The organism is Virgibacillus sp. Bac332, from assembly GCF_003667785.1.
GTDB classification, from domain to species: domain Bacteria; phylum Bacillota; class Bacilli; order Bacillales; family Amphibacillaceae; genus Virgibacillus; species Virgibacillus salarius.
Window position 1 is genome coordinate 4234772 of the sequence record NZ_CP033046.1, and the last position, 17567, is coordinate 4252338.

Annotated in this window: 11 protein-coding genes, 1 other RNA gene and 1 pseudogene; 7 read left to right on the plus strand and 6 right to left on the minus strand. The window is 34.3% G+C overall.

Translation table 11 applies throughout. The annotated features are described in order from the left end of the window. Positions 1–80: 80 nt before the first annotated feature. From D9782_RS20800 to D9782_RS23225, 3 genes are all read left to right on the plus strand, one after another. Positions 81–3149, plus strand: a complete 3069-nt coding sequence (locus D9782_RS20800) for a hybrid sensor histidine kinase/response regulator (protein WP_121605631.1) — start codon at positions 81–83, stop codon at positions 3147–3149. Positions 3150–3321: 172 nt separating this feature from the next. Next, entirely contained in the window at positions 3322–4239 is a 918-nt protein-coding gene (gene cyoE, locus D9782_RS20805) for a heme o synthase (protein ID WP_121605632.1), read from the plus strand. A gap of 96 nt (positions 4240–4335) precedes the next feature. Beyond that, on the plus strand, positions 4336–4605 hold the full coding sequence (locus D9782_RS23225) for a hypothetical protein (protein WP_162986480.1): 270 nt from the start codon (positions 4336–4338) through the stop codon (positions 4603–4605). A gap of 383 nt (positions 4606–4988) precedes the next feature. Here D9782_RS23225 and D9782_RS20810 read toward each other — a convergent pair whose 3' ends face one another. The 3 genes from D9782_RS20810 to D9782_RS20820 are packed head-to-tail and all read right to left on the minus strand — an operon-like array spanning position 4989 to position 8645. Next, positions 4989–6131 (minus strand): Ger(x)C family spore germination protein, encoded by a 1143-nt coding sequence (locus tag D9782_RS20810; RefSeq protein ID WP_121605633.1) that lies wholly within the window; start codon positions 6129–6131, stop codon positions 4989–4991. A 1-nt stretch (position 6132) separates the two neighbouring features. Continuing rightward, positions 6133–7569, minus strand: coding sequence for a spore germination protein (locus D9782_RS20815; protein WP_121605634.1), 1437 nt, complete (start codon positions 7567–7569; stop codon positions 6133–6135). Next, positions 7566–8645 carry an endospore germination permease gene (locus D9782_RS20820; protein ID WP_121605635.1) on the minus strand — a complete coding sequence of 360 codons (1080 nt, stop codon included), beginning with the start codon at positions 8643–8645 and terminating at the stop codon, positions 7566–7568. The genes D9782_RS20815 and D9782_RS20820 overlap by 4 nt, the downstream gene beginning before the upstream one ends. Before the next feature lie 590 nt (positions 8646–9235). Between D9782_RS20820 and D9782_RS20830 the strand changes: the two genes are divergently transcribed. The 4 genes and pseudogenes from D9782_RS20830 to D9782_RS20845 all read left to right on the plus strand — a co-directional run. After that, entirely contained in the window at positions 9236–9571 is a 336-nt protein-coding gene (locus D9782_RS20830) for an ArsR/SmtB family transcription factor (RefSeq protein ID WP_121605636.1), read from the plus strand. A 43-nt stretch (positions 9572–9614) separates the two neighbouring features. Continuing rightward, positions 9615–10613, plus strand: coding sequence for an NADP-dependent oxidoreductase (locus tag D9782_RS20835; protein WP_121605637.1), 999 nt, complete (start codon positions 9615–9617; stop codon positions 10611–10613). A gap of 706 nt (positions 10614–11319) precedes the next feature. Continuing rightward, complete coding sequence (locus D9782_RS20840; protein WP_121605638.1) at positions 11320–12585, plus strand: sensor histidine kinase; 1266 nt, start codon at positions 11320–11322, stop codon at positions 12583–12585. A gap of 277 nt (positions 12586–12862) precedes the next feature. Then, a pseudogene (locus tag D9782_RS20845) lies at positions 12863–13200 on the plus strand (transposase); the annotation flags it as partial. Positions 13201–13956: 756 nt separating this feature from the next. Here D9782_RS20845 and ssrA read toward each other — a convergent pair. The 3 genes from ssrA to rnr form a co-directional block, all read right to left on the minus strand. After that, positions 13957–14320: a transfer-messenger RNA gene (ssrA, locus tag D9782_RS20850) on the minus strand. 123 nt (positions 14321–14443) lie between these two features. Then, positions 14444–14908 (minus strand): SsrA-binding protein SmpB, encoded by a 465-nt coding sequence (smpB, locus tag D9782_RS20855; RefSeq protein WP_121605639.1) that lies wholly within the window; start codon positions 14906–14908, stop codon positions 14444–14446. A 476-nt stretch (positions 14909–15384) separates the two neighbouring features. Further along, on the minus strand, positions 15385–17556 hold the full coding sequence (gene rnr, locus D9782_RS20860; protein ID WP_080668692.1) for a ribonuclease R: 2172 nt from the start codon (positions 17554–17556) through the stop codon (positions 15385–15387). Positions 17557–17567: the final 11 nt, after the last annotated feature.

Sequence of the window (17567 nt, forward strand, 5' to 3'; positions counted from 1 at the left end):
TACCATAAAAATATATCATTGAATAGAAATGATAAATAAGTTAGAGTAGAGCATATTAATTTAAAGGACTGTGACAAAACATGCGTAATAAGAAACAGATGTCTATTCCAAAGATATTTATTATTATTAGTGTTTTTCTCATACTGTTGAGTTGTTTACGGATTGGCTGGCTCCTGTACCATCAACCACCCGAGCACCCGCAGGCGAAAAACGGAGTCATTGACCTAAGTACTTGGGATTTCAAGGATGACCAAACCATCACACTCAATGGAGAATGGGAATTCTATCCTAACCAATTTCTAACGCCATTACAGCAATGGAAGGCTACCAATTATATAAATGTACCAGGCAATTGGAAAGGTGAATGGAATCAAACCAAAGATAAACAAACATCCTATGGATACGGTACGTTTCGTTTAAAAATTATTCTTCCAGAGAATGAGCAATCGTTATACGGAATTCGTATAAAAGATATCACAACTGCGGCTAATGTATACATCGACGATAAACTCGTAGCAGCATCTAATCACCCTACTAAAAGCAAGGAACAGCATGTACAAAAAAACGGACCTTTCTCTACTATCTTCCATACAAATAATACGAACGAAATGGAGCTCTTGATTCATATATCAAATTACCAAATTCCTTTTGAAGGTGGTATTACGAACGCGATTCAGTTTGGTACGGATCAGGCTATTAATAAGCTGGAAAGCGGATCAATCGCTTTTCAAGTAACTATTTTTATCATTTATTTATTACATAGCATGTACGCCATTTGTTTATTTCTCATGGGGAGAAAAGGGAAAGCACAAAAAGAACTTCTCTTTTATGGACTAATGCTAATCTTAGCAGCATTTACTAACTTAATTGATGATAATATCGTTTTGGAGCTACCAATTCCTATTGAATGGTATCAAAAGCTTCTATCCATATTATTTATTAGTACGTTATTGGCATTATTAGCATTTGTAAAATCATTATACCGTGTAAAAAGCCGTTTATTTACATCACTTCTAGTAATTTATTTCATCCTATCTGTCAGCTTAGTGGTAGTTCCTATTGACTTTTTTGTTTTTATTAATTTTGGAATGATGATCTTTTTCCTAATTGCTTTCTACTTCTTATTCTCACAAACGATTAAAACAATCAGAAGAGGAAAGGCAGATGCCATCTTTATTCTATTATTTGTAACCAGCTACACATCAAATGTATTAATATGGGGAAATATTGTAAATATGAATTTAATTGATATGCCGTATTACCCATTCGACTTTCTTATCTCAATCATTACCATTGCTTTATTCTTATTCAAACGTCATATCCGTATGGCTCATTTGAATGAGAAGCAAAAAGCTGAACTGCTTAACGCAGATAAAAAGAAAGATGAATTTCTAGCAAATACCTCCCATGAATTACGAAATCCGCTTCATGGAATTATTAATATTGCCCAAACTATTTTACGTAATGGGTCTGCTTCTTTATCAGCTAAAAATAAAGAAAGCTTACACCTACTCATACAAATAGGGCAACGAATGACCTTTACCCTCAACGACATCCTTGATATCTCTCGATTACAAGATCAATATATTACATTAAATAAGAAAAGAGTAAACATGCACTCCGTAGCTGCTGTTATTCTTGATATGATAACTTATATGACAGAAAATAAAAATTTACAATTACGATTAAACATTTCCCCCTCGTTTCCAGAGGTATATGCAGATGAAAATCGATTGCTACAAATAATCTTTAACCTTGTTCATAATGCGGTTAAATACACGAATGAAGGAAGTGTTACGATAGACGCCTCTTATGAAAATAAGATTGCAACCATTCATATTAGAGATACCGGTATAGGGATAAGTGAAGAGACGCAACAAAATATCTTCAAGCCATATAACCAAGGAAATATGAAAGATAACGGCGGAATTGGTTTGGGACTCAGTGTTTGTAAACAATTAGTAGAATTACATGGTGGGACCATGTCTGTTCAATCAGTTATTGGTAAGGGTTCTACATTCTCTTTTACACTCCCAATAGCAGACAACGCAACAAATGTAGAGGAAAATAAGATAGTACCAGCTACTGATGAACATGTTCATAACTTTTATCCAATAGATGAGGCAGAGACGGAGGTATCCGCTACAAGAGAAAATAGAAACCAAGCACGTATACTTATGGTCGATGATGACCCGATTAATTTACGTATTTTACACAACGTACTTAGTCCATATTATGACATGATTACTGCCACTAGTGGTAAAGAAGCATTATTACATATCCATTCAAGAGAATTGGATTTAATTATCGCAGATGTAATGATGCCAACGATGTCTGGCTATGAATTAACCAAGATTATCCGAAAGCAATTCTCCATTTCGGAGCTACCTATTTTGCTGTTAACAGCACGGAATCAATTAGAAGATATTTATACTGGATTTCAATCAGGTGCTAATGATTATGTTGCAAAACCAATAGATGCCTTAGAGTTAAAAGCTCGTGTTGATGTTTTAACAAGTCTAAAAGCATCCGTCCATGCACAACTTCGGATGGAAGCTGCTTGGCTTCAAGCACAAATACAACCACACTTTTTATTTAACACACTGAATACAATTGCTTCCTTAGCTGAGATTGATACGAAGAGAATGATAAAACTGCTTGAAGAATTTAGTAATTACTTGCGAAGAAGCTTTGATATGACGAATAAAAATGCGCTTATTCCTCTTGAGGATGAACTTGATTTAGCACGCTCGTATTTATTTATTGAAAAGGAACGCTTTGGAGATAGACTACATGTTTCCTGGGAGATCAAAGATAACATTCCAATACAAATTCCTCCGCTATCCATCCAGCCAATCGTAGAGAATGCTGTTAGACATGGTATCCTAAAGCAAGTAGAAGGCGGTACAATTCGTATTCAAATAGTAGAACATAACACTTATTATAGCATTACCATCATCGATGATGGTGTCGGAATGGATCAACAAAAAGTAAAGCAAATTCTAAGTGATGAATGGGTTTATGGAAGCGGACGTGGGATTGGACTAGCGAATACTAATCGACGATTTAAACAATTATATGGAGTAGGCTTAGATATTCAAAGTACGCCTTATATGGGTACAACTGTTACTTTCAAAATACCTAAGTAAAATGATTGTCATTGCTTATATGTCTATCATCAAAATAATTCTTCTGTTATTGAGAATAAGGCAGTAGATATATATGGTATGAAATAATGTCCATTATGTGAAGAAAACACATTTTAACTATTTATGTGACTATATTTGTTAAAATGAAAGGGTAAGAAAGCGAGATGGTCACATGAAGAAAAAAGAAAATCAAATGCATGCAAATCAATCCTTAGTAAATGCTCTTGCACAGACTGTAAAGACCGGCATTATTAAATCCAATCTAATCCCAATGTTTGCAGGGTTATTTTTAGCTATTTATACCTATCAATATAGCCTCTATGAAAAATTACCCGAAATTCTATTTGCTTTTGTTGGAACGAGCCTCGTTATTGGTGCAGCTGGTGCTTTTAATAACTTGTATGATCGAGACATTGATGAAATCATGGAAAGGACCAAAAATAGGCCAACAGTAACTGGAAGAATTAAACCAACCTATGTTTTATGTCTTGGAATTTTGATGTCTTTGGTTGGCATATTCACCCTTGTACTAGCAACACCACTGGCAGGACTACTGGGCTTTTTAGGCTTATTCTTTTATGCAGTACCCTATACAATGTGGAGTAAGCGTAGAACTGTTTACAACACCGAAATTGGTAGTATTTCAGGTGCGATGCCGCCACTGATCGGTTGGGCAGCTATATATCCGGATATTACTCACCCTGCAATTATTGGCTTGTTTATCATATCCATTATCTGGCAAATGCCACATTTTTATGCCATTGCTATTCGCAAGCATAAAGAATATCAAGCTGCAGGAGTTCCTATGCTTCCGGTAGTTAAAGGGATTCGGAGAACCTATATTCAAACAAATATTTATTTAGTTGTCGTGGTAGCAACCAGCTTCTTACTTGGTACACTAAGTCTAGGCTTACAGTTAGTAGCTCTGCTGCTAAGTCTTTCTTGGTTGTCACTCAGCATTATCGGTTACCACAAAATGAATTCGGAGAAATGGGCAAAATCGATGTTTTTATTTTCACTTATTTATATGACTGTACTATTTTCTACCGTCATTATTTATTCATTAATGGGAACTATTTTTAATTTATAGGTTACTTGAGGCAGCATAAGCTTAAAATCAAGCTTATGCTTTTTACATATTCAACTCCACTCTGTTTTTCGCATTACTTTTCTAACAACGGCTTTAATGATAGCAAAAAAGAGTTATACGATAAAAAGCATAATTAGAGTTGATACACTATTTGTATGGGATGATTTTGAGACTGCGTTGTGGGTCTTCTTTGTATTATTACTAATCGTGAGTTTTATTCATCAGCTTGGTCATTATACAATGGCAAGAATATTTATTGGAAGGTCAGTATTGATACTTGGTAGAGGTAAAGAATTATTTAAATATAGATCGATTCGAGTAAATAGAATCTATTTTCTAGACGCCTTTGTCATTATAAAGCCTTAAGAATTGACAATCTCTTTACGCACCTCCTTGTCCATACAGGGAGAAATATCTTCAATATCGGTTCCTGCTGCTGCTCATTTATCTCATACTAGTGAATATCTCACTGGGCACACAAGTCTGTTATTAATTTGGTTATTTTTCAGTATTTTTTGCGCTAATTCCTATACAATATAGCAAAAAACACGCTAGTGATGGCAAAGCCTTATACGATATAATACGCAATCAAGAAGCAACCGATACCTACACCTAAAAGATACTAGCTTTAGAAGTATAACCCAGTAGTACCCCTAGTCTTCTACAGGCTAATTTGCTTTCCATTCATTAAGCAAATGCTGCTATAGTTAGCATTGTTAAGTGAAAGCTTTTCTCCTTAATATTACTAATTAATTATTTTTTCCAGCTCCAGCATGTCTCAAAACTAGATCGACTTGTATTTCATCTAATATTCCATCCTCCGTAAAAAAAGAATCCTTATTAACTAAGTTCTTCCAATATTTATGTTGGTCGCGGTATAAAATATGTTCTAGACGAAAAAAATCAGTTCCTTCCTCTTTTCCAAGTTCATATAAATCTGTTATTTGATTTTTTATGACCTCTTTTGTAGCTTTAATTACTTTATCCGTAATAATAGCCGAGCTCTTGTTTTGATTGGTAACGTACCCCTCGGCTTCAATATGTACATTAAATCTTGGCTTACTTTTTTTCATAATATTTTTAATGTTGACTTTTATTTTTTCAATTACCACTAATAGTTCATCATCATTATCTTGATTAGAGACTAATACGGCAGTACGATCCGTATCTGGAGTGATCCAACGTAAGCCCTTTAATTCTTGCAATTCAAAGAATCCTTTAAATGTATTGTTTTTCATAAAAAATGTCCCATCATACATTAATTTGGCATCATCCTTATTATTTTTCTTCCATTGTGTATGATTAATAGCCAATGAAGGAATATAGCTAGTGAAAGCTGGCTCATATATTTCTCTAACAAATTCATGTAATTTTAAAGGTTGAAACAACGAATTTTGTTCAATTATATCATCAGGATTATGCAAAATAGTCTGTAACGTTCCTTGATTAAAAAAACCTTGTGTAGAGAGTATATCCTTGATATCAGCTTTTGTGCCAAACACCCACGGCGTTAACCGGAACTCGTTATATCGGGTCATTCCATCAAAAATGCTTCTAATACCATGCTTTATAGCGGCTTCCCCCAGTAAAATACTAGTAACATGTGACCAAATTATTTTTTCTTGAGCTGTATTATACAATTTAAACAAGGCATCATTAAATGTTTTTGCTGAAGACTGAGATACAAAAACATCAGGAGGTGTATTTGTGGCACCTTCTGCATTTGATAAACCACTTAAGCTAACCATTTGTACATACGTAATATATTTATCATCCTTGTAATCAATACCAATAGCTGTCGCATAATTCTTATTTTGAATCTCTTTTACATCACTACAGCCTACAATTACTATTAGAATGAAAAAAAGATGGATCATAACCATTTGTCGCATATTATCTTCTCCGTTTCTGAAGCATCTGTGCTGAATTATTCCGGCGTTTAAAAGGATTAACTAATAATGCAGCCAGAAATTCTTTAAAGCTTAATGAAACAACCGGCTCAAGGTAGGACAATGAAAAAGATTCTAAACGAGTCAAATAAACAACAATACTCAATAGTCCTAGTAAGAAACCATATATACCTAAAAATCCAGAGATTAATATCATATATACCCGTAATATACTTACTGTTCCAATTAATGATTGATTAACTAGGGTATACGTAGATAGAGTGGAAAGCGCAATCACAACAATAAGTGTTGCAGAGGCAAGTCCTGCACGAATCAGTGCATCCCCAATAATAATACCGCCAACAATTGCAATCGTTTGCCCAACAGGCTTCGGCATCCGTACCCCAGCTTCTTTAAGGATTTCAAATAATACTAACAAGAATAAAAATTCGAGTATAAATGGTAATGGCATACCACTTCTAGCCTCTACAACTGTCGCCAATAAATTAAAGGGAAGCAGGTCAATATTAATGGACGCGATAGCGACCCAAAAACCAGGCAAAAAAACGGCTAGTAGAAGCCCAATTAGTCTAAATACTCGCTGGAAGGCAACAATATGATAAGGAAAGTGGACATCCTCTGGAGATTTCAACAATTCAAACAAATTAATTGGACCAATTAGGATTAATGGGGAGCCATCGATAATGATGATAAATCTCCCTCTTAACAAACACTCCACTGCAAAATCTGGACGTGCAACATTATCAAATAACGGAAATAATGAGAACGTTCTATCAGACACCCATTGTTCCAATTGACCACTGCTTAAAATACTTTCTACCTTTATATTATTTAACCGCTGACGTACTTCTTTAATCACCTGCATATTCGCCTTATTATGTATATAAATAAGTGATGTTTTCGTTTTACTAATGGATCCTAACTCGAATGATTCATTATATAAATCCTCTGTTTTTAAACGCTTTCTAATCAATGCGATATTAACATTTACATCCTCGGTAAAACCGTCTTTCGGCCCTTTTATGGATAATTCTGTGTTCGACTCTTCTGGATTACGTTGGGGGATTTTTGCAATATTTACTGCATATACAACGTTTTCTCCTACTTTATAAAGAATGAAATAACCAGATAGGATTTTCGAAATGACGTCATCGAAGCTGTCGATAACATAAAGAGGTGGTAATTCTTCATTATTTGTATGAATATTGTCTTCCAAAATAGCTGTAGTTATTTGATTATAATAATTATTTAATTGTACAGAATCAACCATTCCATTTACGTAAAAAGAGCCAATTGCAGCTTCATCATGAGGTATATATTCCACATCTGCATGAACAGAGAAAAAATCTTGTAGCTGGTCAATACGTAATGTACCACTGCGTAATTTTTTAGTTATTTGTTGTGTTGTATATTTTGTCATGAGTTTGTATTCTCTCCTTTATTAGAGAAGATTCCAATGAGTACTAAGATAAGAGTCAAGCAAACTCCAAAAATCAGTGCGCCATAATAAAAATAATCCTGTGTAAACTTTTGTATCCAAATATCACTATTTTGTGGCGCGGTTACGACCATTAATGTCATAATAATGACTCCAATAATTGTCCACTTTAATTTGGTCGAAGGTTTATTCCAAATATTCCAAAGTAAATAAAAGCATAACGATAATCTTATAAACACGCCGCTTAGTAACTGAAACACAGCAAAATAATCTAGGTGTGAAACATGCTGTCCAATCATTACTAATCTCCACTGCTCAAAAGCAGGAAATCTCATTTTTGAAGCAATATAAGGACCAAAAGAAGCTATCGAACCTAATGTTGGCCCAAGGATAAGAATGGTTAATACAGTTATTAGACTAATCAACCCCAAATAGGAGTATTGTTTTTTCATTTGATCTTGGAGTAAAAAAAGAATGATAAAATCAATATTAGCCCCTAATACCATCATGATCCCTTTTAATACTGGTTCCTCTCCTTTCGTAAATATAGGAAAAAGAAAGGAATAATCTTTTTCAATGAATGTTGCAATTGCGACAAAATAGCCTAAAACCATGACAAAAGGTAGTAATAATAAAGCAGAATATACAATTGTTTTTAAGTTTGCAGAAGCAGCCCAAATACAAATAATAATGAAAGGTATAGCTATAATCCAAATAGATGTACGCGGTAAGAAATATATTTGAACCGTATTAATTAGATCATTAAACGCTATAATCGCAATTAGTAAAATATATATAGAAATGGAAATGATAATAATGGTTGAAATTAGTTTACCCGTACGTACATTTAACCATTTTTGTAAATGCTGTTGTTTCAATTTATTTATGATTCGTCTTAAAAAGAGTGCCCAAACCATTATTATAAAGTAAGCGATAATAGATGCTATCCAAGCATCTCTTTTTGCAACTTCTAACAAATGGGGAAGTAAAATCACATGATTCGAGATACCAATAAACATAACTAGTAATAGAAATATTTGTAATCGAGAAAACTTCATATGTACCCCCTATTCATTGCTTTCATATGTATTGTTTTCTTATTCATGGCTAGTTATACAGAAATATGCATAAAGATATCAGCTGGTTAAATTTGACGGAAAGGTTGATTTAATCACAACAAAAAAACGTTCTCCTAAAGCTTTAGTAAGAGAACGGAAAACAGTTCTAAAAATTTAAAACTACTTTTAGCGAATTATCCATTAGAAATATAAACAATATTTAAGGATACTGCTTTTTCTCCCGAAGCTTCAGGAAGAGGTTATGCAACGGAAGAAGCTGTGAGTAGTTTAGTCAAGAAGTTATTTGATGATTTTGAGATTCGTAATAAAGTGATTCTGCATTTCATGTTTCTTCCTTTTAGAAGACATCTAGATTAATTATCTAGTGTTGGAATACGAAAGCATTCTAACATCATCTCCTTTTTAAAGTTGCTGAATATGAAAGTTAATAATGCTTCCCCCCCTAAAATATCTTCGTCTCGATTTGCTTTCTCAATATTGCATCTAACATAACAATAGTATACTGTTGTTTTTATTAATATGGTTTATCAACTTAAACCATTAAACTGATTTTGGAGGTATTTTATTGAATGAATAAACAGGATCAACTAAATATAATCAAAGAGGATTTTATTAAATGTCAAAAAGTACTTTTGGCAATTGGTGATGAAACACGTCAATCAATCTTGTTAGTTCTAATGGGAACTGATTGTCAAACAGGATTACGTGTGGGTGAAATCACTGAACAGACACATCTTTCTCGACCTGCTGTGTCCCATCATCTTAAGGTTTTGCGAGAAGCAGGTGTGATTTTAATGCGTAAAGAAGGGACAAAAAATTTTTATTATATTAATGTATGTACAGAATTAGATTTATTAAAAACGCTTGTGTTGAATATTGATCATTTCATGCAGAAGTTTTATTAATAATGATGGAATTTAACACACACATTATTTGGAGGTATAGGCTATGAAAGCAATGGTTATTGATAGGTATGGAAAAGTGCCAATGCGTTTGGCAGAAATGCCCACACCTGAAATTGGTGAATATGAGGTACTTGCAGAAATTCATGCAGCTAGTATTAATCCTGTTGATTTTAAGATACGCGATGGGAAAGTGAAATTGTTAGTTAAATATAAAATGCCACTTATTTTAGGGAATGACTTTTCTGGTGTCGTTGCAAAGGTTGGCGCAAAGGTAACTCGTTTTAAAGTTGGTGACGAAATATATGCACGTCCACGTAAAAGCAAAATGGGTACTTTTGCTGAATTTATTGCTATTCATGAAGATGACATCGCCTTAAAACCTAAAAATTTGAGCTTTGAAGAAGCAGCATCGATCCCACTAATTGGGTTAACCTCCTATCAAGCACTAATAGACATTTTGGATCTACAAAAGGGACAAAAGATTTTAATTCAAGCTGGGGCTGGAGGTGTCGGTACATTTGCTATTCAACTGGCCAAATTAGTAGGTGCCACCGTTGCCACGACCGCCAGTGAAGCTGGCGCGAACTTAGTAAAATCACTTGGTGCAGATGAAGTTATAAATTACAAGACAGAAAAATTTGAAGAGATCTTGAAAAACTATGATGCCGTATTTGATACACTGGGTGGCGAGATACTGGAAAGATCATTTGAAGTGATAAGGAGCGGAGGAAAGATAGTTTCTGTTTCAGGATTACCGAATGCTCGTTTTGGTAAAGAATATGGTTCTGGATTTTTTAAAACATTGTTGTTTTCAGTAGCAAGCCATAAACTTACTACGCTTGAGAAAAAACATAATGCACCATATACATTTTTGTTTATGAAGCCAAGTGGAGAGCAATTACGTATAATCGCAAACTATATTGAGACCGGTAAAATCAAACCTATAATTGATAGAGTTTTGCCATTTGAAGATGCCCAAATAGCGATGGAATATGTGGAGTCTGGAAGGGCGAAAGGGAAAATAATATTGAAAATTAGATAGTTGTTGAACAAAGATACTATGCATTCAATCGACATCTATTTGGAATGTACTTACAGTAAAGGTTGCTTTTGTTAAATAATGATTAATAAAATAAGCAAACTTTATTTTACTGTTATCTAACATACATTAGACAATTAGAAACCAAAAAGGTATAGCTATGTACTTTATATGGCAACAGTATTCAACAACTAAATATATATAAATTTGACTAATAATTTTAAAATAGACAAATGAAAAAAATCAAGCATAGTTTTCAATGTTTAAAACTTATGCTTTACGTCTCACTTAAACTAAAAACCACCAATGATGTATGTGGATGAAAGCTATTTTGGACTATGATAATATCATTCCTTCTGCATAAAATCGTTGGATAAAAAATCATCAAGAAACAAGTTCATTCGCCAATTAGTGAAGCTTTATGAACTTGTGCAGATATCTTTGACTAATACAGGTATTGAACAAGGCAAAAACAGAACTAGCTTAAATTAGTTCTTGCTCTCCTTATTGTTAGGACCTTTAGCAACACTTGATAATCGTTCCGAAGGGGAAAATGAACTTGCTTGATTAGGCAAGGAAAATCAATATTTAATTTGTTTGTTTCGAACATGTAATATGAGTGTTATTATAAATGAGTTCATCATAATTAGAAAGTGGAGAAATGAAGGATCAATAAACTAATAATCTATCGAATTAATTGGAGGCTTATATGGCACTTGATCTAGCAACGCTTCTACTAGTTGTTGGTATCATTAATTTTATGGGATTAATATTAATGATTGTTTTATGGAGAATTAACCCTATGGTAAAAGGGCCTGCTTTGTGGACTTGGTCGTCTGTTAGTTGGTTTGTAAGCTTTATTAGTATATATTTTTTAGATGGAAGTTTGATCACATTCTTAAACAATTGTTGTACATTGATCGGTGCAATTCTATTAATGGAGGGTATCCTTAGATTTCGCGATTTTGGTAATGAAAGAAAAAGACAAAAACTAATAATAGCGTTAATTCTGTTATCCGTTATCATGTCGTTTATAAATCAAACAAATCCTACTGCAAGATATCTTTACCATGATTTTATTGTCGTACTCGTTGCAGTAATTGCGATAGTTGCTATACTCTTTAAAACAAATAAAGTTCAATTTTTAGTACATTTATATACAGCTGTTTCAGTCGTTTTCATCATCCCAGTTTTTTCTTATAGATGGTATTTAGCATTTAGCGGTCAAATCGAGGGGCAACTAATTGGACCAACACAACATTCATTCCAAGTTTTATTAGTTCTATTTATTATCCCTTTTTACATTGGATGGCCTTTAGGATTAGGACTTGCTTTATCCTATCAAATGAGGCAGGAATTGAAATCAGCAATGGAAGCAAAATGGTTACAAGCACAAATACAACCACATTTTATATTTAATACTTTAAATTCCATCAATGCATTAAGCATTGTAGACGTTGAAAAAATGCGTCGATTGGTAGATCAGTTTAGTGAATTTCTACGGAGTAAATTTGACTCTGATTCCTTTAATAAATGGACACCTTTTGAAGAGGAAATTTCCGTTGTAGAATCCTATCTGTATATAGAAAAAGTAAGGTTTGGCAACAAATTAAAAGTTCATTGGAAAGTAGATGATGTAGAAGGTTTTTATCTACCAACGCTGACAATTCAACCAATTGTTGAAAATGCAATAAAACACGGGATTATGCAACGGGCTTCTGGTGGAACAATTGAAATTAAAGTTTTTAAGAAATATGATTATTTACGAGTCATCATTAAAGATGATGGAGTTGGAATGAGCAATGACGTCATTCGTTCTATTAAACGCATTGATTCAATCGATTTTACAGGAGTAGGGATCAAAAATACGAATAGAAGACTAATTGAAAGTTTTGGAACAGGTTTGCAAATCAGAAGTAAGATAGAAGTTGGTACGGTGATCGCCTTTAACATTACAAAATACGTTTCTAAATAAGCCAAAAAATAGCCTCCGTCATTTCAATTATAACTGCTTATAAACCTTGGCTGACCATCCAAAAAAGTAGAAATTGAAAAAATGAAGCAAATAAATGCTGACAAGATAAAAATAAGGAAGCAGCGAAGTATTTAAGTAATCAAGCTACTCTAGAGGATCTGGAAAAGTTAAAAAAACTAATAATAGAACGTGAGAGATTTCTAAGGAGTGAAAGCAATGAGCCTTAAATCCAAAATATACAAGATGCTCCGCATTTAGAACGATGTTGATGCTGTAAGAAACAAAGAAATATACCGTCTATACGATTTTAGGGTACACCATGGAAGGCAGAAAAGAAATACTCGGTCTATGGCTAAATGAGACGGAAAGCAAACACAAGTGGATGCAAATCTTCGATAAAATCAAAGCAAGGGGTGTCGAAGACATACTCTTTATTTCCATGGATGGTGTGAGTGATTTGGAAGAAGGATCACGAGCAATTTTACCTGACGTTATCGTTCAACGATGCATCGTTCATTTGATTCGCAATTCCATCAAATCGTTCCAAGCAAGGATTATAAAGCTTTCACAAAATCTTTAAGAAAAGTCTATGGTGCATCAAGCCTTAAGGCTTGCGCGAAGGGAATTATTCTTCTCTATATTCAATTACAACCCTGCTTAATAGTAAATTTCTTATTTCTTCATATACTTACTACTTACAGTATCATGATAAACATATTCTATACTACTTTTAAACTTGTATTAATAACCATTAATACAAGTAGGAAAATTATTTCCCTTTTAAGGTAACCAATCTTATCTGACCAGCTAGGTTTACTATATCCATCTCCTAAATAAAAAGACAATCATAATTAACGAATGTCTAAGGTTAACTCATGATTAATGTTATCATTTTTTTCAGATATTCTCTGAATTCGTACCATGAAAAGAGTGTACTGTTCCTAAAAAAAGATAACAACATTATAGATTTCTCCATCTCCCTTACTGAAATTCTCTCCGTAACCTGCGTAATAACTTCAATATATATTAGTTCCAATTTCTCTGTGTCCTAATCTTTTAGTCATTTATATCCAAGTATAAGAACAAAAGCACAAGCGTCCGATTAGAAACGTAGCGACTGTAGTAAGTCAACGGAAATAAAGGAATCACGGTAAGCTTGCAAGCCTATGATGACTTAGATTAGGGTGATTCATGAAGTCGCCTAGTTTCTGGGCGCTGCTCAACGCACCCATAATTACCCACATGAGTAACTTTTGTAATTTCATAAACAAAAAAGCCATCCTCAAATGAAAGACGACTTTAATTAGCAAAAATATATTAATTCAGGTAAATATGTTACCGCTTAAACTAAAAAACCACCAATTATGTATTTGGTGGAGACGGTGGGAATCGAACCCACGTCCAGAGATATCGCCACTCAGGCTTCTACACGCATAGTCGATATATTATCATTCGCTTACTCTTCAGCCTATCGACAGGCTTTAGAGAAGCTAGTCTGATTGGTTTCAACAATCATCCTCAGACGGTGGATCATTGTATAGCCCGCTCGATTTGAGACCCTTCAATCTGCTACACGGGCAATAGCAGGAAGGATCGCTTAGCAGTGCTTACGCAGCTGCTAAAGCAGGTTGATTGTTTTCTTTGCCAGTTATATTTAGGCGATAACGTTTTACGAGCCGTAACCTCGACGCGCAACCTGAGCTCAATCTACCCCTGTCGAATCCGTAACGTCCCCATAAAATAGGAGTAACGCTAGGAAGAATGAGCATATATAATTTTATTTTGCTTTCCTAATTACATGCTTCATTATAACATTTTTAGTATAAAAGTCAAATTTTTCATGAGATCTGCCTTGCTTTTATCGCATATGCTCTTTGATAGCACGATCTACATCTCGCTTCATTTGTTTACGCTTAAGATCTTCCCGTTTATCATATTTCTTTTTCCCTTTTCCTAATCCTAATAATACTTTAGCATATCCATTTTTGATATAAATTTTTAATGGAACCAGCGCATAACCTTGCTGTTGCGTTAAGCCAATTAACTTATCAATTTCTTTACGATGGAGCAAAAGCTTACGTGTTCGAGTTGGATCATGATTAAATCGATTTCCCTGTTCATATTCCGCAATGTGAAGGTTAATTAGTTTAACTTCTCCTCGATCGATTCTAGCATGTGAATCTTTAATATTTACTCTTCCTGCTCGAATTGATTTTATTTCTGTACCTTGAAGGACGATTCCCGCTTCAAAGGTATCCTCAATAAAATATTCATGGGATGCTCGTTTATTTTGTGCAATTGTATTTCCTTGTCCTTTAGGCATAAGAACTTCCTCCTACTGCTTACATGAACCTTATTCTATCAAATATTTGGAAGTATTCCAATAAAAAAATGAATCAAATCATTACTAATAAGCTAATAGTCAGGACAGTCATATCGCTCATTACTTCATCTATCGCAATAGATGTGCTTCATCATATTACTTGGCTGCTGGTAATAATTCATCTAGCAAGATAAATACCTTCATTCCGGCAACCATGGAGAAAATCAATTGGTTGAAAAACATTGTGTGATAATGGCACCAAGTGGTTCTACAAGTTCAAATAAGAACGACAAACAAAAAAACTTCCTCTTAGTAAGCGTTACATAGTTTTATCGTTAGTATTAAGCATCTAAATAGTGGCTTCTACCAAATTAAAATAGAGGAATATGACAAACACTTTATTAACTTATATAACGGTAACACTATGCAGCAAATCTTGAAACCGCTGATCAATGAATAGATGCAGCGGTTCGTTCTTACTTCTTTTTAACTCTTTTAGCTTTTATCCGTTTTTGCTTCTTTGGCTTTTTCGAATAAACCATTTCGAAATCAACGGTACGTTCATCTAAATTAACACCAGCTACTTTCACCTTTACTTCATCACCAATTCGGTACATATTTGCTGTACGTTCACCGATCATCGCCTGACTTCGTTGGTCGTAATGATAATAATCATCCGTTAAGTAGCTTACATGAATTAATCCTTCAATTGTATTTTCTAGTTCAACAAACAAGCCAAAATTGGTAATAGAGCTGATTACACCAGTATACGATTCACCAATTTTATCTTTCATAAATTCTGCTTTTTTCAAATCATCTGTTTCTCGTTCTGCATCCACAGCTCTTCTTTCTGCTTCTGAGGTTTGTCTAGAAATTTCTGGCATTGCATCTTTCCATTTCTGCATCGTTTTCTGATCCATTTTTTTCTGAATAAGATACGTACGGATTAATCGATGCACTGTCAAGTCTGGATATCTGCGAATCGGTGAAGTGAAATGCGTATAAAACTCTGTTGCCAGCCCAAAATGACCAATGCTTTGTGGATCATATTTTGCCTGCTGCATGGACCGTAGCATCAGCTTGGATACAATCATTTCTTCTGGTTTACCCTGCACTTCTTCCAGTACCTTTTGTAATGCCTGTGGATGAACTTCGTTGTTCGTCCCTTTTACGACATAACCTAGCCCTGCTAAAAATTCAAAGAATGTCTGTAGCTTACCTGGGTCAGGGTCTTCGTGGATTCGATGGATAAATGGAACATCTAACCAATGGAAATGCTCTGCTACTGTTTCATTAGCGGCTAACATAAATTCTTCAATTAACCGTTCAGCAACAGAACGCTCACGTAGTACCACATCTTCTGGCTTACCATTTTCATCCACTAAAACCTTTGCTTCCTTAAAATCAAAGTCAATGGCTCCTCGATCCATCCGTTTATGACGCAGTACGGAAGCTAATTGCTCCATATTTTCAAAAACAGGTACTAATTCCCTATAACGTTCACGTAATGCCTCATCTTTATCTACAAGAATTTTATTTACATCGGAATAAGTCATTCGCTCATTCGTACGGATGACACTTTGGAAAATCTCATGGTCAACAATGTTTCCACTAGTATCAATTTCCATTTCACAACCTAAGGTTAATCGATCGACTTGAGGATTTAAGGAACAAATACCATTGGATAAACGATGAGGTATCATTGGAATAACCCGATCCACTAGATAGACACTTGTTCCTCTTTCTAGCGCTTCTTGATCAATCGGACTTCCTTCTTCCACATAATAACTAACATCTGCAATATAGACACCTAGCTTATAATTACCATTGTCTAATTTTTTTACAGAAACGGCATCATCTAAATCCTTTGCATCTGCACCATCAATAGTAACAATTGTTTCATTACGTAGATCTCTTCTTTCCTTTATTTCATCTGCTGAGATTGTTTCTGGTGTAGCAGCGGCTTGATCAAGCACTTTATTAGGGAAGTCCATCTTAATACCGTGCTTATGGATAATTGATATAATATCAATACCTGGATCATTTTTATGACCAAGTATATGAATAATTTCTCCCTCAGCACTTTTCTTTCCCTCTGGATATTTTGTAATATGGGCAATTACTTTATGCCCACTTACAGCTCCATTCGTCATATTTTTTGGGATGAAGATATCATTAGGAATCCGCTTATCATCCGCTATCACAAACCCAAATGAACGATTATCCTCAAATGTGCCCACTACCTGCAAAGTTGCTCGTTCTAATATGCGGATCACTGTACCTTCAGGACGATTTCCATCTTTATCCCTTTTTTCAATACGTACCAGTACTTTATCGTTATTCATTGCAGATGCCAGATCAGAGTGGTGGACATAAACATCATCTTGCTTCTCATCATCTGGAATTAAGAATGCAAATCCTTTCGCATGCATTTGAATTCTGCCCCGTATCAGATTCATTTTTTCTGGAAGACCAAATCGATTTTTTCGAGTTCGAACCAGTTCACCTTCTTCTTCTAATTGATTAAGTGCTTTGACCAGTTCTTTGAATTCTATTGCATCCTCAATTTCTAACACTTCTTCTAATTCGTCTACTGCTAATGGTTTTGTTCCATTTTCTTTAAAATAATTTTGTATTTTTTCCTTCACTTTCTTCACCT